We start from the raw sequence: 23,557 nt of genomic DNA on the forward strand, positions 1-23,557 counted from the left end.
GAGGGGGACATCAAAATGCTTGGACAAGGCCGACGGTAATATCTGGAAGCCATCCTTTTCTTTATCAAAAAATCAGGAAGTGCGCTTGCTTCACATTTGCAGGGATGTTATATTAAGTGTGAGGTGAATACACTTTATGGAACGTAAAATTGTAGAAAGATTAGTTTCTTGGAAGAATAAGCCCCAAAGAATGCCTCTTGTCATCTATGGGGCTAGGCAGGTAGGAAAAACCTATACGGCGCTTACCTTTGGAAAAAACCATTATAAAAACACCGTTTATTTTAATATGGAGGGCTCAAGTGAGATTGCCTCCATTTTTGAGCGTGATTTAAATCCAGAACGTATTATCAAGGAATTGTCTGTAAAAAGTGGACAAACCATTTTTAAAGACGATACCTTGATTATTTTTGATGAAATTCAGGCCTGTGAGCGGGCGTTAACCTCTTTAAAGTATTTCTGTGAGAACGAGCCGGACTATCATATTATTGCTGCGGGCAGCTTATTAGGTGTGGCGCTGAATCGTGAGAAGTATTCCTTCCCCGTTGGAAAAGTGGATATGATGAATTTGTACCCTCTTGATTTTGAAGAGTTCTTATGGGCGACAGGGCATAAGGATATGTGCGAGTTGATTAAAGAATCGTATGAGCACTCTACTCCCTTATCCTTGCATGAAACGGCTATGGACTTGTATAAAACTTATTTGGTAGTTGGAGGAATGCCAAGGGCCGTTATTGAATATGTAGATACGCAGGACTTTGATTTTGTCGTTGCCGCTCAGAAAATGCTGAACGATGCATATATCGCTGACATGGCCAAGTATGCCTCACCGCAGGAAACGACAAAAATCATGGCCGCATGGGCCAGTGTTCCCGCGCAGCTAGCCAAAGAGAACCACAAGTTTCAGTATAAAGTGATTAAATCGGGTGCAAGGGCTTATGAGTACGAAACGCCGCTGGATTGGTTGAGGACAGCAGGAATGATCAACAAATGTATTCGAATTACAGAAGGGAAAATGCCGCTTAGCGCTTACGCTGATAATAATTCCTTCAAAGTGTATATGATGGATACCGGATTGTTGTGTTCCAAATTTGATATCGCAGCGAATGTGATCCTGAACGGCCCGGCAAACTTTAATGGATTTAAAGGCGCCTTGGCCGAGAATTATATTATGCAGGCCCTTGTCACGAACGGCTTCACTCCGTACTACTGGAGTTCTCCAGGCAAAGCGGAATTGGATTTTGTGTTTCAAGATAGGCAGGGGAATATTATTCCCTTGGAGGGGAAATCGGCGGATAACGTCCGAGCGAAAAGCTTGAAAAACTATATTTCCTTGTATCAGCCGCCTTATGCGATTCGGGTATCCGCTAAAAATTTCGGGTTTGAAAATGGGCTGAGAAGTATCCCTCTTTATGCGTTGTTTTGTTTGAAGCGGATATAAAGAATGTTATTTCAAGACTAGAGCTAAAGTGATGATATATAAGATTCAGAAATACGTCAGCGCTGAAGTCCGGTTGGCGTTTTTTCGTGTATATACGATTTATGGGGGCGAAAAGTCATGGCAGATAAACGTTGGTCGTATAATCCCAAGCCGGTTAAACTGGGGGCGACGGATAAATCAAGGTTGGAAGCGGCAGTCAAACAAGCGGTAACGGCCTCCCCGGAGCTAACCCAAAGAGTTCATCGTGTTGAAGTAAAGGCAGGAAGGATATACTTGTATTGCCTGCATGAACAGTTTGGTTGGGATGACCCGGAGGCGCAATTTATAAAGCCGTTAATTGAGGGCAAATATGCGGAGTTTCCTATGGCCCGCATTACGCTTTTTGATACGCATGGTGACAAATGCGAAGCGGCTTTTCAGCGACACACCGGACAATGGGTCAGTTTGTATGAAGGTAATGTGACTGAATGCCTGGGTTTTATTGAAGAGGATAATCAATGGTTTTTATAAGAGCTGGCTTTCATATAAAATATATCCGTGGAGAAGGGAACCATCTGGCCTTTGGAAATCATGGTTTTGAGGGTATGATATGACCATTAACGGGGATATCCCTGACCGTCAGACCGGCCTCAAGCTCGCTGAGCGATACGGTGTGGATGGGATTATGATCGGGCGCGGTATTTTTCATAATCCATATGCCTGAAAAGAAACTGCGCGGTGCAGGCACGGACGAAAGTCCTTTTGTTTACCGGAAGCTTCAAGTATTCCGAATAGTCCCTGGGAACTGGATTGTAACCACCCCACCAGAAGCGCAGTTGCGCAGTTCTAGTTGTCCTGCGTGCGTTTTTGCTACTTGTGCTGCAAACCAAAGGCCAAGGCCACTGTGTCCATCGGCGCCACGCGCTGCATCACCACGCCATAGGCGCTCTGTTGCATGGTGTAACGCCGCCTTGCTAAAGCCGGGGCCTTCATCACACACGGTGACCTGCCAGCCGCCATCTGCCATGCTGCCTTCCAAATATACATTTCCACCCGCCGGTGTATGCTCGATGGCATTCTGCACCACATTACCGAGAGCGCGGAGTAAATGGTCTTTCTGAATGCCCGCAGCACCCTCCAGGCCGTTTCGGGTTTGCAGGCAAACCCTCTTGGCTTCTGCAATGGCCATTGTGCTCTGGCAAAGCTCGTCAAACATGGCGGGCAGGCTGGTGTTTTCAAATGCCTCATCTGCACCGGCGGAGGTTTCCAGCAGGCTGGCAACATACTGCTTGGCCCGGTCGTTGCTTGCCATAATTGTTTCCACCATTTTGCGGCTGCGCTCAGGCAGTTCTTCATCCAGCAGAAGTTCGGCATTGCCTCCCACCAGGGTGAGCGGGGTTTTTAAATCATGCGCGAGTGCGGCTATTTCCGCCTCGCGTTCTTGCTGTGCCGCCCATTGGGAGGACAGGGAGCTGTACAATGCCTCCCGCATATGTTCCATAGCACCGAGCGCCTGGTCATACTCCCGTATACCTGCGTGGGGAATGGCAAAATCCAGATCCTGCGCGCCTACCTTCCCGCTCACCTCGCTGAACAGCTTCAGCTTGGCGGCGAGGCGCCGACGGAGCCACAGGGTGTTAAACAGCAGACAAAGCACCAACGCTACACCAAGGGTGGCCAGCCCCAGGTATTCAGCGGGGGGCAGCATGCCGCGCAGCACAGGGTTGACAAACTCTGCCCTGTAATGCCAGCGAAAAATTACGGTGCTTCCATCCGTGTAGGTGTATCGCGAAACATTTATGCTGTAGGCATCCCCCTGTAAAAACCCGGTCAGGACTTCCAGCTTCTTTTTCTTTACATTGCTGTCCAACACTTCGCCGTTCCGGCCAAACAAAGCGTACTCGGCCAGGAAATCGTCACCAGGGGAAACAAAAGTTTTTGGCTCTCCGGCCAGCATTTGCTCCACCTGTTGGTTGGAGACGGCTCCCTGGTAAATAATGCCGGTGGTTTGAAGCCGCACCATGACGACATACCATGCCAGGCAGCATAACAGCATACAGCCAAGCATAACTATGGCAAAGCGAAAAAGCACAAAGGAAAGGCTTACAGAACGATGTCTTTTCGCCATTTGTAGCCCACCCCCCAAACGGTTTCTATGGGGCTGAGGCCGTCTGCTTTCAGCTTGGCGCGGATATTTTTGATGTGCTCCGCAATGGCCGACGAATCGCCCTCGGCATCAAAGCCGAAAACCGCTTCGTATAATTGTTCTTTGGTAAACACCTGTCCGGCGTGCAGGGCCAGGTGCTCACAGATGGCGTATTCGCCCTTGGTAAAGGGCAGTGTGTGTTCGCCCGCGATGGCCATTTTTGCCTGTATATCAAAGCGCACACCGCCTCGGCTCAGGGTGCGGGTCTGGCGCACCCTGAGCCGCAGATGGGCGTTTACCCGTGCGCGCAGCTCCGCAATACTGAATGGCTTTTTAATGTAATCATCGGCGCCCAGGCCAAAGCCCTGTACAAGGGCCGCATCTTCCGCCTTGGCGGTTAAGAACAGGATGGGGCAATCCACCTCGGCACGGATACGGCTGCAAAGGGAAAAGCCATCCTCGCCGGGCATCATCACATCGAGCAGCAGAAGATCGTACAGCTGGCACCGGGCGGGCTGCACGGCAGCGGCATCCGCTTCGGTGTCTACTTGGTGGCCGTCCTTTTCCAGGGCAGCACGCACCAGGGCCAGCATATCAAGGTCATCATCGACCACCAACAGTTTCGGCATAGTCTATCCTCCTTGTTTTATTCTTGGATGACTTTACCCTCCCATCTACGAAACCATAGGATGGATAAAACCAGAACAATCGAAGTAATTACGATCAGAGAAATAATTCCAGGGAAAACAGGAGTACTTGAAAAGCCGAAATAATTATCCAAAAACCGGACACCCCATTCCCAAGGGATTATCGGCCAGATTGTATCACCCATCGCATTTTCAAAGTAACCTGCCAAAATTGTACCAGATATCCCTAACAAAACAGAAATACTTGAACCAAACCGAAAAGCAATCGGAACGTGTACTAAATATAAAAATAAGTTGCTAAACAAAAATATATAAAATATGACAAGATATGAACCAACGGGTGTTATGCGGATATCCAGAAAAAAATGGACTCCAATATAGAAACAAAGTCCATAGATTATCATACTTATGGCTGAAAGAAACAGTAGAAAGAACAATTTCCCCAGGTATACGCTTCTTCGAGACTCCACTAAACCTAGAGCATTTTGAATATTGTTTATATTCCTATCTAAATGAATTAAAATCGGCACAACGATACTGACAAAAATCGGATAACCTATTTGTAATATAATGAAAAACAACCTCACATCAGGAATAATATGGTATCCGGCATAAGCGTAATAAACTAAAAATAAGGTTGTAATCACGATAGGCAGTAACAAATGCAATAAAATGATTGGAGTTCGTTTGATTTTGGTAAAATTGGACAAGAATTCTCTTATAATCGTCATTTGCGATACACCTGCTTTCCGTACCAGCGCGAAAACAATGCGGAAAGAACCAGCATAGCAAGCAAGGATATCAATACCAGCAATGAACTTTCTCCTACATTTAAAATGTATCTTGAATCTGCTTCGACTAATAATCCGTTTGGCAAAACTCCAAATATTGTAACCATAAACCTCGCAGGCCAGCTATATGGGAAGAACCAAAACAAAGGCGTCAAGGAAAAAAATAAACCGCCTGATGCACTGGCAAACAAATTTATGATCACAGAACCAACAAATCCGGCTTTTTGATCCAAAAATAAACAGAAAGGGATCTGCCATAATAAAGAGAGCCACAATAAGCAGTATCCTACAAGATAATATCCGCTATGACCCATTGCAGCTGAAACACCTGACAATATGCACTCAGAGATAACAGTGATGAACGATAGCAATAATGATATTATCAAAAGATTAAGTGCGATCAATATTGTTTTGGAAATAAATGTTTTCCTCAAGTCGATGGGCAAACTATAAAGAGTCCGGTATTTGTGTTTTTGATCCTTATTATTCACTAGGTGACATAAAAACATAATGGACAAAGACGCAATAGGCATACACCAATTGCCAACTATAGAGCTTGAAAAACCGCCTAAACCAATACCAATCAATATAAATATCATCGATATTAAAATTAAAGCTACTGGAATAAATATAAGGAGTTTTCTAAATAGGGAGCGTTTAAATTTCAAGTTTTCTGCTTTTAAATACGTTTGTAACATCAGGATTCACGCTCCTTTCTAACGATGTCCATAAACAGTTGTTCCAGATTTTCATTGGCAGCAATTGTATCTTGATACAGGAGCGAACCATTGTATATGATCCCTATGTCATCGGCAACTTGTTGTACCTCGCTTAAAATATGACTGGATATAATTACAGAAATCCCAGACTCCGCAAAGGTTCGAATCATTTTCCTTAATTCTTCAATACCAAAAGGGTCTAACCCGTTTGTAGGTTCATCTAAGACTAATAATTGGGGATTATTTAGCAGCGCTAAGGCTATACCCAATCTCTGTTTCATTCCCAACGAAAAATCAGATGTCTTTTTATTTTTAGTATCCATTAAGTCCATTTTTTGTAAAACTTCATGGCATCTATTTGTTGAAATCCCCATAAGAGTTGCCCGCACTTTTAAATTTTCAAATGCCGTTAAATTCTCATACAGTGGAGGGGATTCGATTAATGAACCAATATTCAATAAATCTTTTCGGGTCCAAGAGTGATTGTTGAATAATATTTCACCTGAAGTCGGTCTGATAATTCCTGTAATCATCTTCAATAAGGTTGATTTGCCAGCACCATTAGGTCCTAATAAACCGTAGACAGAATTTTTTCTTACAGACATAGATAAATCTTTTATTGCATAGGTCTTTTTGAATTTTTTAGAGACATTATTGGTTTTTATTATGTACTCATCCATCCTAAATTCCTCCATTTTCCATCCAGTTTGTATACTTTTGATTGGTTACTGCTATTGTAATAGCCATTTTTAAGGATTTTATAAGGAAGCGGGTGCTTACTCAAAAATTCACTCCGCCCCTTTTATGCTGATGCAGGATCAGATGAGAAGATGTATTTTCGTAATATATTAAAATCATTCGTGCATTACCCATATTTAGACTTTCCCTTCCTGTTGTTATTATGAAAGCTGTTACAGCAAGTAATTGGCGTTTAAACGCCGTTCAGGCCTTCTATCCGTCCGCTTTTGTGAATGCGTTTTCAATCTATTGTCTGCTATTTAAGTTCAGAGGGAGGTGTTGTATTGATCGTCAATCCAGACATGACATAAACCCAGGAGTAAATATTAAAAAATCTAAAAAAAGACTTTAGAGATTTCTTTAAGAAAAGGAGTCAAACTAAGATGAACAGTAGAAAATGTGTAATCAACATCTCCCGTCTCCTCGTCTTCATCATGTTGTTCTCCATCTTCACGTATACTCCCGTCCCGGCTGCTGCGGCTGGAGAGGAACCGTCAATTGAACTGAACGACCTCATTGCTCAAGCTGAAGCTTTAAAAACCGGCAATCCGGAATTCCCGCTCCAAGTCAGTCAGTCTGTGTATGGAGCTGTCTATGATTCCGATCCCTATTTCCGTCTTGATCCGGGTCCGGGTAAGGTTCCTGTAAAAGTTACCGCACCCACTAATACCTGGACGGCAAGAACTCCGCTGGACAACCGTGTCCCCGCCGACTTTGCCGGTGGCACATTCAAGACGATCCCGTATCCTTTTGCAGATGCCCAAGGTAAAGCGGAAGTGCTTCAGATTAATTACGCCCATAACGGAAAAAGCACGTTCGGCGGCATAAGTCTCGAATCCCCGTTGTCCCCGGCCGTAAATGTCACTGATGGTTCAACGATTGAATTCGATGTCTACTATCCTAAGAGCGCGCAGGGCAAATACATGAGGTGGAGAGTCAGAAATACCAACACCAACCTCGATAGCTACCTCAGGGATTACCAGTACAACAACCTAAATCCCGACTGGGTTGGCAGTTACAACGGTGAATCCTGGTTGAAGGCGCATCACAGTATTACCGCCTCAACAGGCGTTTCCTCGAGCTTTATTCTTGAGCTTCATGGCGAGAATGCCCGTCCTGAAGAAACTGGTATGCTGCTTGTCGCCAACATCCAGATTACCGCACCTGATCCTAATGGTGTTGCACTTCCGAACGTAGTCAACAAGGAACACCAGAGTGCCGTAGCGCCTCTAAAGAGTGTTTACAATAAGGAAAATGGCCTGTTTATGGTTGGTGCGATCGGCACCGGACCCGTAACCGGAACCAGAGCCAATCACTATGAAATCTTCGTCGACGGCAACAATCTGAAGGCCGATGGAACGCATCCCCGTGGCCCGAAATGGCTGAAAAGCGTTACCGGCGAGGCCCTGAACGGCGCAACCACTGCCCCTGGCTTAGCGGAATACAGTTTCCCGACCAACGCTTATCAGGCGATCAGGGATTCAGGAACTCCCGGACAGTACAAGTCTCACGGCCATGTTCTGGCATGGTACAACCAGGCGCCTGGCTGGATGACTCAGATTATTCCTGCGAACCTTGCCTCCGGGTATAATGGCGGGGCCGATTTCTACGGACTTGGCAACGGCGTTACCACTACGGTTAAGGTAGACAAAGAGATGGCAAGAAGAGTGCAGTTTAACCACACCATGTATGTGATGCGGCACTTCCTGACCACAGATACGAAGTACGGCTCAAGCGAATCCCGTGGCGTCATTCCTTTCAATTCCTGGGATGTGCTCAACGAAGAGGTACACGAAAGCCGCCACAGCGAACTCATCCCGGGGGATGCGAACAGCTGGAGAACGAGCCTGAAACACACCAACTGGCTTGCTGCAATGTCAGATGATCAGATTGGCGGCGACATCACAGATCATTACGTTTACTTGCTGTTCAAAAACGCGCACATCGCGGCCCCCAACGCCAAGATGGCGGAAGCTTACAAAGCCAATTACGCTAACCTTCCAGAGTACATGAAGCTTGATGGACACGACAATGAAGGCAGCATTGACGCTTACATCGTTGATAATCCTCCGAAGCTGACCTATAACGATTACGGACTTGCGACCCGCAGCAAAGCGAGGACTGTATACAACATGGTTCTCGAATTAAATACTGCATGGCGCTACGATCCGCTGTATGACGGAAGACCTCTTATCGAGGACATCGGTATCCAGGGACACGACGCGGTGGGTAAGACCCTTGCAAGCGATAACCAATATGCGATGGCCCTCTATGCCTCTCTCGTTGACCGGGGCCTGCTATCTGGTATTACCTATTCAGAGCTTGACCTTAAGGTGCCGACCGATGCTCCTGGAGGCGGTGCGACTGCTCCCGCAGTACTCAATGTCAGACAGTCGGACGCCCTTGGTTATCAGTACGCGCTGCTCTACAAAATGTTCAACAAGTTCGCCCCGTATATCGATCACATCATTAGCTGGGGTGTATCCGGTTCCGGATGGCAGGGGAGCTATGTCCTGTTTGACGGGCAGAGCAATGCAAATGCCGGCTACTATGGCGCCATGAAGCCGGACAGATTTATTCTTGGACATTCGTATCTGGATGATTACTTTGCAGGCGAATATCAGACCATCGGGAATAATGCCATCGACCTTGGCGATCTTGGAGTCTATACACCAAATAGTGTGAATGCCGACCTCAGCAGCCTGACACTGAGTGCGGGAACACTCCAGCCGGCGTTCAACGCAGCCACCACAGAGTATGATGTGTCCCTGAAGGATGCTGACAGCATTACCGTGACAGCGGCAGCGGCAGACAGCAGGTCAACCATTAAAGTGAACGATACGGTGGTTGCCAGCGGTACCGCTTCTGAAGCTATAGCGCTGACACCTGGTACAAAAACGGATATAAAGGTTGAGGTCACAGGTGCAGACGGCAGGGTCAAGACGTATACCCTAAAAGTAACCAATAGCAAGACGGAGACTCCGTCCACTCCGGAACCTGGAACACCATCTGCAACGCCTGATCCTGGGACATCTTCAACGCCTGCACCTGGAACGTATTCAACGTCTGCACCTGCGGCATCTGCAACACCTGCACCTGCAGCACCAGTTGTACAGGGCCAGAAAGTAACCATGCAGGCGACTGTGAATAATGGAACTGCATTTGTTAAGGTACTGGATCTGGCAAAAGCAAAGGAATTCATGGAGAAAAATGTTACCCTGGACATACCAGCGGCACAAGGAGTGAATTCATACTCGGTAGGCTTGCCTGCTGCAGCGCTGACAAGCGGAACAAAGGATGACAAACTCACCATTTCCACAGAATTCGGTCAGGTAGTAATATCCGGTAACATGTTGACAGGCACAACTGAAAGCAGCGGCAAGGAAGTAACAATGGAGATTGGAAAAGGCGACAAGGCCAAGCTTCCGGCGGAAGTGAAGGCGGCTCTCGGCGATAGGCCGGTCATTCAGCTTAGCCTTAAGGTGGACGGCAAAGAAACGGCCTGGAGCAATCCCTTTGCACCTGTAACGGTATCCGTGCCCTACAAGCCGTCTGCGGATGAATTGAAGAATCCCGAAATGATTGTTGTCTGGTACATTGACGGAAGCGGGGATGTTCTAACAGTACCGAGCGGACGCTATGCTCCCAAGACCGGTATGGTAACATTCACAACAACTCATTTCAGCAGCTACGCAGTAGCTTACGTATCCAGGACATTTACAGATCTCGGAACGGCTGTATGGGCCAAGAACGCGGTCGAAGTACTTGCATCAAAGGATATTCTCAAGACAGAAGGTCATGTATTCAATCCGTCAACAGGTATCACAAGGGCAGATTTCCTGTACTCCCTTGTCAGGGCACTTGGCTTGAATGCAAGAGTAAATGGAAATTTCAGCGATGTACAGAAGAGTGCTTATTACTATAATGAAATTGCAATTGCTAAAGCACTTGGTATTACGAATGGCATAGACAACGACAGATTCGGCAGCGCCTATAAGATCACAAGACAGGACATGATGGTGTTGACCGAAAGAGCCTTGAAACTTGAGAAGAAGTTGAGTAACCAGGCTGAGGCTGCAGATCTGGAGAGATTCACCGACAAGTCCGAAGTTGCTTCCTATGCGGTGAACAGCGTAGCTGCGATGGTTAAGGAAGGGTTGATCGAAGGCAGCGGGAACAAAGTCAATCCGGCCGGAAACACAACCAAAGCAGAAGCTGCGGTGTTCCTCTACAGACTGTATAATAAGTAAGAAATTCGCATAAGGATGATGGAAGCCGTGACAGCTATTGCTGGCGCGGTTTCTTCTATGTTGTACGGCGAAAATAGGTTTAGGCATCCCCGTTAATTTAACGGATCTCCCGGGGGTATGATATACTCATTAAAGAAGCAAGGGCATAAACAACTTAGTTTTACTACTTCGGGATAAAGATTTGTCCTGTATTCATAGAGAGGTTTTGGATATGACAGAGAATTTTTGGCGTGATTTACCACGGCCTTTTTTTATACTGGCACCCATGGAAGACGTGACGGATGTTGTTTTTCGCCATGTGGTAAGTGAAGCGGCCAGACCGGATGTGTTTTTTACGGAGTTTGCGAATACGGAGAGTTATTGTCACCCGGAGGGGAACCATGCGGTGCGCGGGCGTTTGACGTTTACAGAGGATGAACAGCCCATTGTAGCTCATATCTGGGGAGATAAGCCGGAATTCTTCCGTCAGATGAGCATCGGGATAGCGCAAGAAGGCTTCAAAGGCATCGATATTAATATGGGTTGTCCTGTAGCGAATGTAGCAGAGAACGGGAAGGGAAGCGGCCTGATCTGCCGTCCCGAACTCGCAGCGGAGATCATCCAGGCCGCCAAAGCCGGGGGATTGCCCGTCAGCGTAAAAACAAGGCTCGGTTTCAGCAGCTTAGACGAATGGCGCGGCTGGTTAACCCATATTTTGCAGCAAGACATTGTGAATCTGTCCATTCATCTGCGCACAAGAGAGGAAATGAGCAAAGCAGATGCCCACTGGGAACTGATTCCGGAGATTAAGAAGCTTCGTGATGAGGTGGCACCCGATACCCTGCTGACCATTAACGGGGATATCCCTGACCGTCAGACCGGCCTCAAGCTCGCTGAAGAGTACGGTGTGGATGGGATCATGATCGGGCGCGGTATTTTTCATAATCCATTTGCTTTTGAGAAGGAGCCGAAGGAGCACAGTAGTACGGAATTGCTTGATCTGCTGCGGCTGCATTTGGATCTCTATGATCAATATTCAGTACAGGCACCACGTTCGTTCAGCCCCCTTCAACGATTCTTCAAAATATATGTCCGCGGATTCCGCGGGGCAAGTGAATTAAGAAATAGCTTAATGAACACCAGGTCCACAAATGAAGTGCGTGCGCTGCTGGGTGAATTTGGAGGCAAGGAGCAGGATGGGGCGGAGGAACATGGGGATTAAGCTGCCAAGATTGTAGAAATCCGTGTGGAAAATAGAAAAAGACGTCAAGAAAATGAGGATTGGATGAATGGAGAGGGGGACCAACCCGGAGCCAATAAGCCTTTCCTCTTATATATATATATATATATCCCACAATGATTTGACTTCTAAAAACACATTGTTTACACTTTGTTTATACATTCTAGGAGGCGGTTCTATGTTTCAGGTTCAAAAATGGGGTAACAGCTTGGGCATTCGCATTCCGAAATCCCTTGCCCTGAAGGTCGGTATTGAGGAAGGCTCTGAGGTCGATCTTGACGTGGAAGATGGACATCTTATCATCAAGCCGAAGTCGGCTACACTGGACGAAATCCTGTCCCAGGTCACCCCGGACAATCTCCATCATGAGGTCTCTACAGGCGAACAACAAGGGCGGGAAGTATGGTAACGGGCGGGTATGTGCCGGATCGAGGCGACTTGATATGGTTGCAGTTCAACCCGCAAGCGGGGCATGAACAGGCAGGCAAACGTCCGGCGTTGGTCGTGTCTCCTGCTTCTTATAATCGTAAGGTCGGACTTTCCTTGCTCTGTCCGGTAACGTCTAAGCAAAAGGACTACCCGTTTGAAGTAGTCATTCCGCAGGATCTGCCCATCGAAGGGGTTATCCTTGCCGATCAAGTAAAAAGTCTGGATTGGCAATCCCGACAGGCAGCGTTCATCTGTAAAGTACCACAGATAATACTGTCAGATGTCGTTGCCAAACTCGACTTACTGATTCGCTGACCTACAATTGTAAGGAGCGATAAGAGATTAAGCTTCCTCCCTGGACCGTATCTAAACGGGTTAATGAACAAAGAGAAGTGACCCAGGTTCCCAAAAATACAATATCATAACAGATAAGAATCTCGGATTTGAACCTTTTACGTATAGCGCTTGGGTTGCCTGAGAGTCCGTTTACGTACGCGGATTCAGCGGGGCAAGTGAACTAATCAGTAGAAATCCGTGTGGAAAATAGAAAAAGAAGTGAAATGAATGAGGATTGGATGAATGGAGAGGGGGACCAACCCGGAGCCAATAAGCCTTTCCTCTTTTTTTATATGGAGGGGATTACATGTCCTGGAGCAAATTAAAGCAACAACTGGAGGGCTTTCTAAGTCCTGCGTTAAACGGAAGGGTAGAATACCGCGCCCCAGGTTACCGTTACCTGCCTGATAAATCAGGCATTTGTTATATTTCGGTAGATAAAAAGAACGTACTCAACATGAGTGATAAAACGAACGCGATCATATGGTATCAAACCGAGCTGGAAATTAAGAATGACCCGGATATCCAAATTCCTATCACCAGTGACGACATTGAAGCAGTCAGACAAGCAACCAAGGGACCCGTGCCGGAGGATCGTCTAATCGTAATGGCCAGAAGCAGGAAAAGTACAGAACACGCCAAAGAGCTAATGTCAGCACAGGCTGCATTAACTAAATCGAATTTTATCGTGGTGGCAAATAAGTTCCTAACTACTCCGATAGAGGAAAGCTTAGAGAGCAAGGATATGGTATTGAATATTCTGGCTTTGGTAGACAGACGAGTTGGGAAAAAGCGGATTTTAAGCATGTCCGAGATGATGAAGTTAAAGCATCCGATAGTGCAGTTTTTTTATGAATTGCGGCGGGGGAAATAAAAATGCTAAAGGTACATTAATCATGGAATTAATTATAAAAACGGTAATAAAATATAGTACCCTGTGGATCCTCCAAGCGGATGCTTATCCTCCCGTGGGCAGGATACAGGTCAATATATTATAAGGAGGCTTGACTATTGAATAAAAAAGTTCCTGCCAGAGCGTTATCCGTATTGATAGTTTTAGCAGTATTCCTCTCCGTATTCTTCACCGCATTACCGCCTGCAAACGCGGCCGCCAGGGGAGCATGGGCTCCAAATACTGCATATGCAGTCAATGATACAGTAACCTATAGCGGAAGTACGTATACCTGTCTTCAGGCGCATACTTCCCTCACAGGCTGGGAGCCGCCGAATGTTCCTGCACTATGGCAGAGTGGAGGCACCACAACACCGACACCAACACCACCTCCGGCAACCAACGGAGTCACATTCTATGCAGATATCAACTATGGCGGAAAGGCAGTAACCCTTGGAGTAGGCAATTATGTACTCTCTCAGTTGAATGCTGCAGGCATTCCGAATGACTGGATGTCCTCGCTTAAGGTGCCCAGCGGCTGGACAGTTGAAGTATATGAGGATGAAAATTTTGGAGGAACCAAATGGACCTTTACTGCAAGCTCATCCTGGGTCGGCGATAGTGTCAATGACAAGATGACTTCGGTTAAGATTTATACGGGTTCACCGCCTGCGTCTGTAACTAGGCCTTCCGAAGTTCCAAGTCAAATCTGGACCTATGTAATGAATGTAGACAATAAATTCGGTAAAGGCGGAGATTTTGCCTTATTGCTGAGTGCAGTGATCAAAAAGGAAAGCAGCTTTGGAGCAGGTCTGCCGGGCAGTCCATCAGCCGGTGATGGATTGATGCAGGTAGAACCTAACACTCGCAATGCTTATCTATCCCAGTTCAGTGCCAAATTTGGCCGCTCGTATAATCATAGCAGTGAACAGGATCAGGTATGTCTGGGCGCACTGATTCTGGATGAGAAGATTGTCAGGTTCGGAAATATATACAACGGACTGTTGCACTATAACGGAGGGGACAACTGGTATCCAGGCGCTACCGATTCCTATGGCCGCCCTATTCTGGCAGATCAATACGCCAATGCCGTTTATGCTACATATAAGGGGTATGGCGGTAAGAATTAAAAGAAGGCAAAAAGACGCTCGGGATTTCCCCGCAGCGTCTTTATTATATGTTCAGCTGTCATAGCTTCGCTGACAGGAACTGTGAGTGAAGCTATTGTAAAATATAAACTCGCAGTCTTCCGATAGAGTTGAATGGTTGTGTATAATAGTGGGGGATAACAAGCGGCAGATGATACTGAACGATTCAACATACATCGGAGGGGAATATGAAGAAGCTACTGTCTCACCAATCCCTCTTGGAGAAATTCCGGGCGGTTCAATCAATGGCGTACAGACAGAATATGCCGCTTCGGAGGAAGATTCTAATCAGTAACATCCTTATTGTTCTACTGGCTCTGATGATATTCGTTCTTAGTATTCATAGAATTGTCTTTAATCAGACGCTGGGCAGAACTTCAGCCAGCTCGCAGCAGGAAGTGAAGCTGGTAAGCCAGTCTATGAAGACCGTGTTCCAATCGGTTCAGAACTTTTCGAAATTTGCTCTGATTAACCAGGATACACAGAATGTGCTTAGCCGGGATACCGGAGCAGACGGGGATGTCTCCCCGCTGAAGTCCATACATAACACGCTGGCTGCAATGCTGGAGACAGAGCCTAATATCGACTCGGTCATTATCGAATCGATCGGGGGCGATCTCTATTATACCTCCAACCTGACTGGTGTGACTCCGCAGAGTCTCGCCATCTATCCCAAAGATAAGATTGATGCGGCAAAAGGCGGTGCGGTCTGGGTAGATACGCTGAAGCCTTCATTTCTGTCGGGGATGACTGCCAAGAATATGATTAGTGTGTGCAGAGTCATTATGAGCATGGAGAAGGGGACGCCGATCGGTTATATTTATGTCAATATTGACGAACGGACGCTCGCCCGGCTGTACCATAATGAACAGGATAATCAGAATCCTACCCTGGTCGTCAACCAGGAGGGAGTGGTGATCTCCGCGTATGAAGCTGCACTCGTCAGCCGCACCGTTGAGGATCACTCGCTTGCCCGGTGGGTGAAGTCGGCATCTGGAGGAAGCCGGACCGAGCGGGTGGGAGACAAGCCCTATCTGGTATCCTTACAAAGGCTTGATCCCTATGGCTGGAAGGTAATCCACCTTGTTCCCACTTCGGAATTGACCAACGGATATTGGAAGATCGCCTTATCCATAGCCGTGTTCGGGCTGATCAGCATGCTGTCCGCAATGGTCCTGTCGTTTGTATTCGCGCGCCGGCTGACCCGGCCCCTCAGCGAGCTCAGTGAGGTTATTGTTGAGGTGGGAGCCGGGAATTTCGAGAGACGCGCATCTGCCGGCAGCCAGGATGAAGTAGGCAGGCTGGGTGCGACATTTAATGAAATGGTCGAGCATATTCAGGACTTGATGCTAACCATTGAAACGGAAGAGAAGACCAAGCGGCTGTTGGAGCTGAGGCTGCTGTATTCGCAGATCAAACCGCATTTTCTATACAATACGCTGGACACGATTCGTGCGATGGCTGTGATGACGAATGCTAAGGAGATTAGCAGTATCTTGAAGGCGCTTGGGGAGTTCTACCGGATTTCACTTAGCAACGGACAGGAATTGATTGCGGCTGCACAGGAGAAGAGGCATCTGGAGAGCTATCTGTACATTCAGCAGATCCGCTTCAAAAAGCTGAATTACCGGATTTCGTTTGAACCGGGAATCGAGTCCTGCCAGGTACCCACGATGCTGCTCCAGCCTCTGGTCGAGAATGCGATTCACCATGGAATCAGAGGGATGCCGGACGGAGGTTTATGTGAGATTACCGGCTCTATGGAAAGGTCGGGAGAGGAGCGTATTCTGTGCTTCATCGTCCGTGACAACGGCAAAGGCATGAGTGAAGAGGAACAGCGGCAGATCTGGTTAAGTTCGAGTGAAGAAGGGGAGTACAGCTTCGGACTTAAGAATATCCAGGACCGGATTCAGCTGAGATTCGGCGAAGCTTATGGTATCGTCCTGTCATCTGAACCGGGACATGGAGTAGAAGTGAAGGTACGGTTGCCGCTGATTATGCAAGCGGACGAGCAGGGGGAGGGGATCGCTGAATGAGAACTACAGCGCCGGCAGCACGCGTCCTGATCGTAGATGACGAATATTACTTCAGGCAGCTGCTGATCCATCTGATCGACTGGACTTCTGCCGGTTTCGAAGTGGTTGCAGAGGCGGAAGACGGTTCGGAAGCCTTGAGAATCATGGAGGAACAGCGGATTGATCTGATTATTACAGATATTGAAATGCCGAATATGAACGGGCTGGATTTCGTGAAGGCCGTCCGCGCTCTAGACTCAGCGGCTAAGCTGATCTTCATCACAAGCTATGATAACTTCACGTATGCCCAGCAGGCGATCTCGCTCGGAGCAGATCATTATTTGCTGAAGCCCGTTGATGAGGAGGCGGTTGAACAGGCGCTGAATACCATCCGTGCGCAGTTGCAAGAGAAATGGGAAGAGGAACGTTACATTAACCGGTTGCGGATAGAGGCGGGTTACGGGGGGCAGCCGGCCTCGGACCAGACTTCTGAGGATGGAGGACGCCCGGGCAGCGGGAAACGGCTGATCCACAAAGCGGCTGCGTATGTGACTGCACATTATGCCGAGGATACCTTGTCGCTTCAGAGCACAGCGAGTGCCCTCTTCGTGAATCCGAGCTACCTAAGTCATGTCTTCAAGAAGGAGACCAACGAGTCTTTCGTGGAGTATGTGACGAATATCCGCCTGGGCAAAGCCATGGAGCTGTTGCGCCAGGGGGCGGCCACCGAGGATGCTTCGGTTCCCAAGGTAGCAACGATCGCCCATCAGGTCGGCTACAGAGATCCGTTCTACTTCAGCAAATGCTTTAAGAAGAAGTACGGAATTACCCCGAATAAAGTATACGGAGGAACCTATTCCGGGAAATATTGAGCCGTTGCCAGCAGGAGTCCGGTTATTCAGCCGGGCTTTTTTGTTGATGCATAACTGTTGTTGTGTAAACCTGATGTTATACATAAGGAGAAATGTAAAGTGGATGTAAAGTAACGTGACATACCTAAAAATTTTACTGCCAGAGCCAATATATCTCCATTCGAACCTGGCTTCGTACTTGTTAAGATTGTACCTGTGGTTCGTATCCGTAAATTGTGAAAGGTGGTCCAAATCAGATGTTTGGTAAAAAGTTTGGGGTTGTTGCAGCATCCGCCGCGCTCGTCAGTGTAGTGCTTACTTCGTGCGGAGGTGCGGAAGCAAACAATGGGGGAACCCAGGGTCAGGAAGCGGCGGCAGCGGATAGTAAGAAATCTGTCACGCTGTGGATTTTCGATGCAGATCCGATGTACCAGTCAGCAGCTGAGGCTACCGCAGCGGAAGTAGGCGTTGAACTGAAGTATGAATACATTCAAGATGAGACCTACAAAACCAAACTGAGTGTTGCGCTTGCCGCCAATGAGCTTCCGGATGTATTCCAGCAGCATGCCGGCAAGTCCTACCGTACCCCTGTTCTGCAGTCGAAGACAGTGGCTCCGCTTAACGATACCCTGGAATCCACGGGTCTGGGCGCACAATTCCTGGACAACCAGCTGGTGACTGAAGAGGATGGCAATATCTATTCGGTTCCTTCTAACATCAGTACAACCCTTGTTCTTTACTATAATAAAAAGCTGATAAGCGAACTTGGCGCTGCTGCTCCAGCAACATGGGATGATCTTCAAGCGCTGATCAAAACGGCGAACGATAAAGGCATGATTCCCATTGCACTGGGCGGAAAAGAAAGATGGCAAGGAGATCTGCTCTACGATATGCTCGTAGCCCGTGAGGATGTGGACGCCTTCGATAAGGCGATTAACGGACAGGCGAAGTTCACAGATACACCATTCGTTGAGGCGGCAAATAAGGTGGTCACCCTGGTGAATTCGAATGCCTTCCAGAAAGGCTTCCTCGGCTCCGCTTACCTGGATGCACAAGAGCTGTTCAAGAATGATAAGGCTGTGATGTGGATCGACGGAAGCTTTAACTTCTCCTCCCTGTCTACGGCAATGGGTGACAATCTGGGCTATATTGCGTTTCCTAAAACGGGGGCAGAGGATGTCCTCAGTGCAACCATCGGCTTCCAGAACGCCCAGGCGCCATACTCCTTGTTCGTGAACAACAGCTCCGCAAATCTGGATAAAGCAAAGGAATTTGCCATCCGTTTATCTTTGAAGCTTAATGATGAATTTGTCAGAAAAGGTCTTCCCGGGTACGCCAAGAGCGAGGTGAAGTCCGAATCACAGAATAAGGAGCTCTCAGCGTATGCTGCGGATATTAATAAGACCAGCAAAACGCAGGCGATGTGGTTCGGTCTGTTGTCAGCAGATGTAGGCCAGGAATACCGTGATCTGACACAAGCGTTATATGGCGGGCAGCTCACAGCCGATGAGTTCACCGCTCAGCTGGAGACGTTGCTGCGTACAGCCGAGTAAGAAGGATTCCTTACACAGTTCCGCTCAAGGCGGCAGCGTGTAATACAATATTCCAGGAAAGTCGATGCAGTCACTGGGACCGCATCGGCTTTCTGTAATTTGACAGGTGGGTAAGTGATGGAAAAAGCGCTCTCTAATAAAAAAATAATCGCTTTGTTTTTATTGCCCGGATTAACTGTTTTTCTGATTTTTTATTTTGTGCCCATTGTGATGACCGCCTACTACAGTCTCCAGGATTGGGATGGCATTAACCCGATGACCTTCATTGGACTGGACAACTACACCAAGATGTTTACGGTGGATAAAAGCTTCTGGCAGGCGGTATGGAATAGCCTTGCTTTCCTGCTGGTAGGCGTGTTTATCCAGCTGCCGGTCTCGTTTGCATTGGCGCTGCTGGTCTCCCGGAAGATGAAGGGACGTAAATGGTTCCGCAATATTTATTTTTTTCCGGTAGTGATGTCAACGACCATGGTCAGCCTGCTGTGGGTCAAAATCTATGATCCGAACATCGGCATGCTGAACACATTGATGGATACCCTTGGACTGGGTGCCTGGACTGGGGCCTGGCTTGGAGATACGAAGACGGCACTGTTGTCCGTCCTGATCGTGACTACCTGGCATTACGTCGGTTACAATATGCTGATCCTGTTCGCCGGGATGCAAGGGATACCGGAGCAGTATTATGAAGCGGCGAAGCTGGACGGAGCGACGGGCTGGAAAGCTGTGCGTCATATTACCTTTCCGCTATTGTCCGATGTGCTGCGGATCTGTATCGTCCTGAATGTGATCTATGCCCTGAAGACGTTCGAAAGTGTGTACGTCATGACTAACGGGGGACCCCTGAATTCAACAACAGTGATTGCGCTGAAAATGTTCCAGGAAGCCTTCCTGAAGCAGAATTTCGGTTATGGCAGTGCGCTTGCGGTATTTATGGTGCTGGAATGCCTCGTTATTTCCTGGGTGCTTAATAAAATATTGACCCAAGAGAAAATTGAATATTAAGGAGGACCGGTCATGCTCAGAAAAACGAAGAATTCAAGCATCTATATCCTGATGATCATTATCGCCGTCCTCCAGCTGTTTCCGCTCTACTGGCTGGTGATCAGTGCATTTAAGGATAATTCGGAGATTATTGGCGGGACAGTCTGGGCGCTTCCTACTGAGTGGCAATTAAGCAATTTTACAGAGGCGTGGGTCAGTGCCAAAGTGAATCAATACTTTGGCAACAGTGTGATTGTCACGCTGGTTACACTCTTGTTTGTGCTGCTGTTTGCTTCGATGATGGCGTATGCGTTAACACGGATGAAATTCAAATATAACAGTCTCATTTTGTTCATTCTTTTGATGGGCGTGATGGTTCCGATTCATGCTACGCTAATTCCGCTCTTCATGATACTCAAGAATCTGGGGATTCTTAGCTCAAGATTGTCCATTATTCTGCCGTACATCGCGGTGAATTTGCCTATTGGCGTATACATGCTGTCGGCTTTTCTGCGGACCATGCCGAAGGAGCTGGAAGAAGCCGCATGTATGGACGGCTGCGGGGTGGTGAAGTCCTTCTTCAAGGTAGTGCTGCCGCTGCTCAAGCCGCCGCTTGCTTCGGTAGCGATCTTCGTGTTCCTGGCGGTGTGGAATGAGCTCCTGATGGCGGCCACCTTTATTCAAAAGCAAGAGCTGAGGACGCTGCCGCTGGGCCTGATGAATTTCAGCGGTCAATACAGCATCAGCTGGGGGCCGCTCGCAGCAGCTATGGTCATCTCGACATTGCCCATTTTGCTGGCTTATGTGCTGTTCAGTGACCAGATGGAGAAGAGTTTTACCGCAGGGGCGATTCTGAAGTAATTAGGGCGGAAGACGGAAGAGGGAAGAAGGATGAAGGGATGACTATACAGGCTGGTACCAGCAAACTATTGAATATCGTAATGATCGCCACCTCGGATCTTCACGGAAATCTGTGGGGCTACCGGTATGAAGACGGCCACGAGACAACGAATGACGGGATGGCCAGAGTCGCCGCCTATGTCAGGGAAGTCAGGGACAGTGGAGCAGAAGTCATCCTCATAGATAACGGGGACGTATTCCAGGGGAATATGCTGACGGATGATATCTACAATAAGCGGCCGGATAGCATACATCCGGTCTCGGCGGCGCTGAATGCAATGGGTTATGCGGCCATGACCCTCGGCAACCATGAATTTAATTTCGGGCTTGGCCTGATTGAGAAGTTCAGGCAGGAGCTGGAGTTCCCTGTGCTCGCTGCGAATGCCGCGTATCACAGCGGAGAACGGTTCGCAGAGCCATATACGCTAATGGAGATCCAAGGCGTCAGGATCGCAGTGATCGGACTGACTAATCCTAATATTCCGCGCTGGGACGCCGGGAAAGTGGATGCGCTGCACTTTGGCCCCATGGCTGAAACGGCGCAGCAGATTACTGCCTCTCTGAGGGCAGAAGGCAAGGCCGACATTATTGTCATCAGCGCTCACGCGGGAATGGTGGCCGAGTTCGATGAAGAAGGCGGCTCGGATTCTGCTGAGCGCATTACGAAGCTGGTTCCTGAGGCAGATGTGCTGCTCGTCGGGCATATGCATATTACCGTTAAGGAACGGATCGGGGATACCGTGATTGGAGGGCCGCGCGACCGGGGACGGGAGGTGGTCCGCTTCGATCTGACCGTTCAGCTGGATGGGGCAAGGCCCCGGGTGGTGAACAAGGAAGTCTCGATTGTGGATATGGCTGACTGGGAGCCTGACCCGGAATTCCGGAGGCTGGTTGCGGAAGCGCATGAAGAGACGATGACCTTCAGCGGCCAGGGAGGCGGAGACTCATCTTCAGAAGCAGCCGGCAGCATCTTGGGGTATGCGGCCGCCGACTTCCAGCCGCAGGCGGAGACGGGCGGAGTACCGGCGGGAAGATTGCGGGATACAGCGGTCATTACGCTGATTCAGAGGGCGATGCTGCAGGCCAGCGGGGCGGATGTTGCCGCCACAAGCCTGTTCGCAGATACGGCGGATTTGAAGCAGGGGCCGTTAACTTACGCTGATGTGTACCGCATCTATCCATTCGACAATGTGCTGTACGTTGTGACTGTAACCGGCCAAGAGCTTAGAGCCTATATGGAAGTCTCGGCAACGCATTTCAACCAGTGGCAGCCGGGTGACCGTGAGATCACTGCCAATCCTGAGGTGCCCAGTTACCTCTATGATATGTTCGCTGGGATCGATTATCAGATCGATCTGTCGCAGCCAGCCGGTCACCGCATCATCAATGTGCTGTACCAAGGCCAACCGCTTGCCGATACGCAGCAGCTGCAGCTTGCCGTCAACAACTACCGCTACAGCAGCTTATTGAAGGCGTCCAAACTGGTCAGTAGGGCCAAACATTGGGAGTCATCCTGCAGCGTCCGGGATATGCTTGTCAGCTACATCAAGGAACAGGGGACGTTATCGCCGGAAGTCGATAATAATTGGTCGATTGTGGGGATCGGGCAGCTGTGATCATAGAACCACAGAGCTTGAAGGATAAGTTTGCTGTTGTTGCATCGGATTTAATGGAATATGTTCAGCTTTAATAGCTTCACTGACAGCAGATGTCATTGAAGCTATTTATTATGGAGATAATCATAGAGAGGGGAGTTACACATGAAACATACGGTATATCTATATGTGTTCGACACCATGGCCGACTGGGAAATAGGGTACTTAACGGCCGAACTGAATTCGGGAAGGTACTATAAGAAGGGGCTGGCCCCGTCTACAATAGTTACTGTAGCCAATGAGAAGACGCTTGTAACTACAATGGGCGGACTGACAATAATGCCGGACATCACGGTGGATGAGTGCAGCATGGCAAGCGCAGCTGCGTTGATTCTACCCGGCGGAAATACATGGACCGAAGCCATCCACAATCCCATCCTTCAACTCGCTGAGCGATATATACAGAAAGAGATATTAGTGGCAGCCATCTGCGGGGCTACCATGGGACTGGCCCAGGCCGGACTGCTGAATTCACGTCCGCATACAAGCAATGACCTGGAGTACCTCCGCATGGTCTGTCCTGCGTACACCGGCGGGGACTTTTACCAAATGCAGTCTGTTGTAACGGATGGAACACTGATTACTGCCTCTGGGATAGCCCCGTTGGAATTCGCGGTACATGTCTTGAAAGCTCTGGATGTAATGACTCCAGAAAAATTGAAGGCCTGGTATAGTCTCTACAAGACCCAGGAGGCTAAGTATTTCTATGAGTTGATGGGATAAAGGAAGATATTGAAGGCGGCCCTCTCTTTACGGAGAGGGTATTTCTGTTGGTCTGGTCAGGTATGGCAGGATACATTTTTTGGGCGCCTATAAGTGGATGTTCTAAGATAGGAAGAGGATTCCAACATATGGTAGGATGTAATTGAA

The 23,557-nt window shown here is 48.3% G+C and carries 20 protein-coding genes and 1 pseudogene; 16 read left to right on the top strand and 5 right to left on the bottom strand.

Going from position 1 to position 23,557, the window contains the following annotated elements:
- The first annotated feature begins 136 nt into the window (after window positions 1-136).
- The 3 genes and pseudogenes from PRIO_RS04165 to PRIO_RS35365 all read left to right on the top strand — a co-directional run.
- Window positions 137-1,438: an ATP-binding protein gene (locus tag PRIO_RS04165; RefSeq protein ID WP_020430088.1), complete on the top strand. Its 1,302-nt coding sequence runs from the start codon at window positions 137-139 to the stop codon at window positions 1,436-1,438.
- 117 nt (window positions 1,439-1,555) lie between these two features.
- Window positions 1,556-1,948: a hypothetical protein gene (locus PRIO_RS04170; RefSeq protein ID WP_020430086.1), complete on the top strand. Its 393-nt coding sequence runs from the start codon at window positions 1,556-1,558 to the stop codon at window positions 1,946-1,948.
- Window positions 1,949-2,027: 79 nt separating this feature from the next.
- Window positions 2,028-2,138, top strand: a pseudogene (locus PRIO_RS35365) (tRNA-dihydrouridine synthase); the annotation flags it as partial.
- 57 nt (window positions 2,139-2,195) lie between these two features.
- Here PRIO_RS35365 and PRIO_RS04175 read toward each other — a convergent pair.
- Genes PRIO_RS04175 through PRIO_RS04195 form a run of 5 tightly spaced genes read right to left on the bottom strand, consistent with a single transcriptional unit; the run spans window position 2,196 to window position 6,400 of the window.
- Complete coding sequence (locus PRIO_RS04175) at window positions 2,196-3,545, bottom strand: HAMP domain-containing sensor histidine kinase (protein WP_020430080.1); 1,350 nt, start codon at window positions 3,543-3,545, stop codon at window positions 2,196-2,198.
- Window positions 3,521-4,192 (bottom strand): response regulator transcription factor, encoded by a 672-nt coding sequence (locus PRIO_RS04180; RefSeq protein ID WP_020430078.1) that lies wholly within the window; start codon window positions 4,190-4,192, stop codon window positions 3,521-3,523. The genes PRIO_RS04175 and PRIO_RS04180 overlap by 25 nt, the downstream gene beginning before the upstream one ends.
- Before the next feature lie 17 nt (window positions 4,193-4,209).
- On the bottom strand, window positions 4,210-4,941 hold the full coding sequence (locus PRIO_RS04185; protein ID WP_046501192.1) for a lantibiotic immunity ABC transporter MutG family permease subunit: 732 nt from the start codon (window positions 4,939-4,941) through the stop codon (window positions 4,210-4,212).
- Window positions 4,938-5,699, bottom strand: a complete 762-nt coding sequence (locus tag PRIO_RS04190) for a lantibiotic immunity ABC transporter MutE/EpiE family permease subunit (protein WP_046501195.1) — start codon at window positions 5,697-5,699, stop codon at window positions 4,938-4,940. Before PRIO_RS04190 ends, PRIO_RS04185 begins: the two co-directional genes overlap by 4 nt.
- Window positions 5,699-6,400, bottom strand: coding sequence for a lantibiotic protection ABC transporter ATP-binding protein (locus PRIO_RS04195; RefSeq protein ID WP_046501197.1), 702 nt, complete (start codon window positions 6,398-6,400; stop codon window positions 5,699-5,701). Before PRIO_RS04195 ends, PRIO_RS04190 begins: the two co-directional genes overlap by 1 nt.
- 441 nt (window positions 6,401-6,841) lie before the next feature.
- On the opposite strand from PRIO_RS04195, the gene PRIO_RS33695 reads away from it, so the two are divergent.
- The 13 genes from PRIO_RS33695 to PRIO_RS04260 all read left to right on the top strand — a co-directional run bounded on the left by PRIO_RS33695 (window position 6,842) and on the right by PRIO_RS04260 (window position 23,410).
- Window positions 6,842-10,708 carry an S-layer homology domain-containing protein gene (locus PRIO_RS33695; protein WP_020426979.1) on the top strand — a complete coding sequence of 1,289 codons (3,867 nt, stop codon included), beginning with the start codon at window positions 6,842-6,844 and terminating at the stop codon, window positions 10,706-10,708.
- 211 nt (window positions 10,709-10,919) lie between these two features.
- Window positions 10,920-11,909: a tRNA dihydrouridine synthase gene (locus PRIO_RS04205; RefSeq protein ID WP_046501200.1), complete on the top strand. Its 990-nt coding sequence runs from the start codon at window positions 10,920-10,922 to the stop codon at window positions 11,907-11,909.
- A 196-nt stretch (window positions 11,910-12,105) separates the two neighbouring features.
- Window positions 12,106-12,336 carry an AbrB/MazE/SpoVT family DNA-binding domain-containing protein gene (locus tag PRIO_RS04210; RefSeq protein ID WP_020426981.1) on the top strand — a complete coding sequence of 77 codons (231 nt, stop codon included), beginning with the start codon at window positions 12,106-12,108 and terminating at the stop codon, window positions 12,334-12,336.
- Window positions 12,330-12,671 carry an endoribonuclease MazF gene (gene mazF / locus PRIO_RS04215; protein ID WP_020426982.1) on the top strand — a complete coding sequence of 114 codons (342 nt, stop codon included), beginning with the start codon at window positions 12,330-12,332 and terminating at the stop codon, window positions 12,669-12,671. The genes PRIO_RS04210 and mazF overlap by 7 nt, the downstream gene beginning before the upstream one ends.
- Before the next feature lie 328 nt (window positions 12,672-12,999).
- Complete coding sequence (locus PRIO_RS04220) at window positions 13,000-13,566, top strand: SF0329 family protein (RefSeq protein WP_020426983.1); 567 nt, start codon at window positions 13,000-13,002, stop codon at window positions 13,564-13,566.
- A 137-nt stretch (window positions 13,567-13,703) separates the two neighbouring features.
- Complete coding sequence (locus tag PRIO_RS37415) at window positions 13,704-14,714, top strand: carbohydrate-binding protein (RefSeq protein ID WP_020426984.1); 1,011 nt, start codon at window positions 13,704-13,706, stop codon at window positions 14,712-14,714.
- A 206-nt stretch (window positions 14,715-14,920) separates the two neighbouring features.
- Window positions 14,921-16,768 carry a cache domain-containing sensor histidine kinase gene (locus PRIO_RS04230; RefSeq protein ID WP_020426985.1) on the top strand — a complete coding sequence of 616 codons (1,848 nt, stop codon included), beginning with the start codon at window positions 14,921-14,923 and terminating at the stop codon, window positions 16,766-16,768.
- On the top strand, window positions 16,765-17,619 hold the full coding sequence (locus PRIO_RS04235; protein WP_020426986.1) for a response regulator transcription factor: 855 nt from the start codon (window positions 16,765-16,767) through the stop codon (window positions 17,617-17,619). The genes PRIO_RS04230 and PRIO_RS04235 overlap by 4 nt, the downstream gene beginning before the upstream one ends.
- A 236-nt stretch (window positions 17,620-17,855) precedes the next feature.
- Window positions 17,856-19,151 (top strand): ABC transporter substrate-binding protein, encoded by a 1,296-nt coding sequence (locus tag PRIO_RS04240; RefSeq protein WP_020426987.1) that lies wholly within the window; start codon window positions 17,856-17,858, stop codon window positions 19,149-19,151.
- 117 nt (window positions 19,152-19,268) lie between these two features.
- Window positions 19,269-20,153 carry a carbohydrate ABC transporter permease gene (locus PRIO_RS04245; RefSeq protein WP_020426988.1) on the top strand — a complete coding sequence of 295 codons (885 nt, stop codon included), beginning with the start codon at window positions 19,269-19,271 and terminating at the stop codon, window positions 20,151-20,153.
- A gap of 12 nt (window positions 20,154-20,165) precedes the next feature.
- Window positions 20,166-20,993 carry a carbohydrate ABC transporter permease gene (locus tag PRIO_RS04250; protein WP_020426989.1) on the top strand — a complete coding sequence of 276 codons (828 nt, stop codon included), beginning with the start codon at window positions 20,166-20,168 and terminating at the stop codon, window positions 20,991-20,993.
- A gap of 38 nt (window positions 20,994-21,031) precedes the next feature.
- Window positions 21,032-22,648: a bifunctional metallophosphatase/5'-nucleotidase gene (locus tag PRIO_RS04255; RefSeq protein ID WP_082118070.1), complete on the top strand. Its 1,617-nt coding sequence runs from the start codon at window positions 21,032-21,034 to the stop codon at window positions 22,646-22,648.
- Between the two features lie 144 nt (window positions 22,649-22,792).
- Complete coding sequence (locus PRIO_RS04260; protein WP_020426991.1) at window positions 22,793-23,410, top strand: type 1 glutamine amidotransferase family protein; 618 nt, start codon at window positions 22,793-22,795, stop codon at window positions 23,408-23,410.
- Window positions 23,411-23,557: the final 147 nt, after the last annotated feature.

It is taken from the genome of Paenibacillus riograndensis SBR5, assembly GCF_000981585.1.
GTDB lineage: Bacteria > Bacillota > Bacilli > Paenibacillales > Paenibacillaceae > Paenibacillus_AQ > Paenibacillus_AQ riograndensis.

What these genes read in the sequence shown, in the direction of transcription:
- PRIO_RS04165 (WP_020430088.1), top strand. Translation starts at nt 137, where the DNA reads ATGGAACGTAAAATTGTAGAAAGATTAGTTTCTTGGAAGAATAAGCCC.
- PRIO_RS04170 (WP_020430086.1), top strand. Translation starts at nt 1,556, where the DNA reads ATGGCAGATAAACGTTGGTCGTATAATCCCAAGCCGGTTAAACTGGGG.
- PRIO_RS04175 (WP_020430080.1), bottom strand. Translation starts at nt 3,545, where the DNA reads ATGGCGAAAAGACATCGTTCTGTAAGCCTTTCCTTTGTGCTTTTTCGC.
- PRIO_RS04180 (WP_020430078.1), bottom strand. Translation starts at nt 4,192, where the DNA reads ATGCCGAAACTGTTGGTGGTCGATGATGACCTTGATATGCTGGCCCTG.
- PRIO_RS04185 (WP_046501192.1), bottom strand. Translation starts at nt 4,941, where the DNA reads ATGACGATTATAAGAGAATTCTTGTCCAATTTTACCAAAATCAAACGA.
- PRIO_RS04190 (WP_046501195.1), bottom strand. Translation starts at nt 5,699, where the DNA reads ATGTTACAAACGTATTTAAAAGCAGAAAACTTGAAATTTAAACGCTCC.
- PRIO_RS04195 (WP_046501197.1), bottom strand. Translation starts at nt 6,400, where the DNA reads ATGGATGAGTACATAATAAAAACCAATAATGTCTCTAAAAAATTCAAA.
- PRIO_RS33695 (WP_020426979.1), top strand. Translation starts at nt 6,842, where the DNA reads ATGAACAGTAGAAAATGTGTAATCAACATCTCCCGTCTCCTCGTCTTC.
- PRIO_RS04205 (WP_046501200.1), top strand. Translation starts at nt 10,920, where the DNA reads ATGACAGAGAATTTTTGGCGTGATTTACCACGGCCTTTTTTTATACTG.
- PRIO_RS04210 (WP_020426981.1), top strand. Translation starts at nt 12,106, where the DNA reads ATGTTTCAGGTTCAAAAATGGGGTAACAGCTTGGGCATTCGCATTCCG.
- mazF (WP_020426982.1), top strand. Translation starts at nt 12,330, where the DNA reads ATGGTAACGGGCGGGTATGTGCCGGATCGAGGCGACTTGATATGGTTG.
- PRIO_RS04220 (WP_020426983.1), top strand. Translation starts at nt 13,000, where the DNA reads ATGTCCTGGAGCAAATTAAAGCAACAACTGGAGGGCTTTCTAAGTCCT.
- PRIO_RS04230 (WP_020426985.1), top strand. Translation starts at nt 14,921, where the DNA reads ATGAAGAAGCTACTGTCTCACCAATCCCTCTTGGAGAAATTCCGGGCG.
- PRIO_RS04235 (WP_020426986.1), top strand. Translation starts at nt 16,765, where the DNA reads ATGAGAACTACAGCGCCGGCAGCACGCGTCCTGATCGTAGATGACGAA.
- PRIO_RS04240 (WP_020426987.1), top strand. Translation starts at nt 17,856, where the DNA reads ATGTTTGGTAAAAAGTTTGGGGTTGTTGCAGCATCCGCCGCGCTCGTC.
- PRIO_RS04245 (WP_020426988.1), top strand. Translation starts at nt 19,269, where the DNA reads ATGGAAAAAGCGCTCTCTAATAAAAAAATAATCGCTTTGTTTTTATTG.
- PRIO_RS04250 (WP_020426989.1), top strand. Translation starts at nt 20,166, where the DNA reads ATGCTCAGAAAAACGAAGAATTCAAGCATCTATATCCTGATGATCATT.
- PRIO_RS04255 (WP_082118070.1), top strand. Translation starts at nt 21,032, where the DNA reads ATGACTATACAGGCTGGTACCAGCAAACTATTGAATATCGTAATGATC.
- PRIO_RS04260 (WP_020426991.1), top strand. Translation starts at nt 22,793, where the DNA reads ATGAAACATACGGTATATCTATATGTGTTCGACACCATGGCCGACTGG.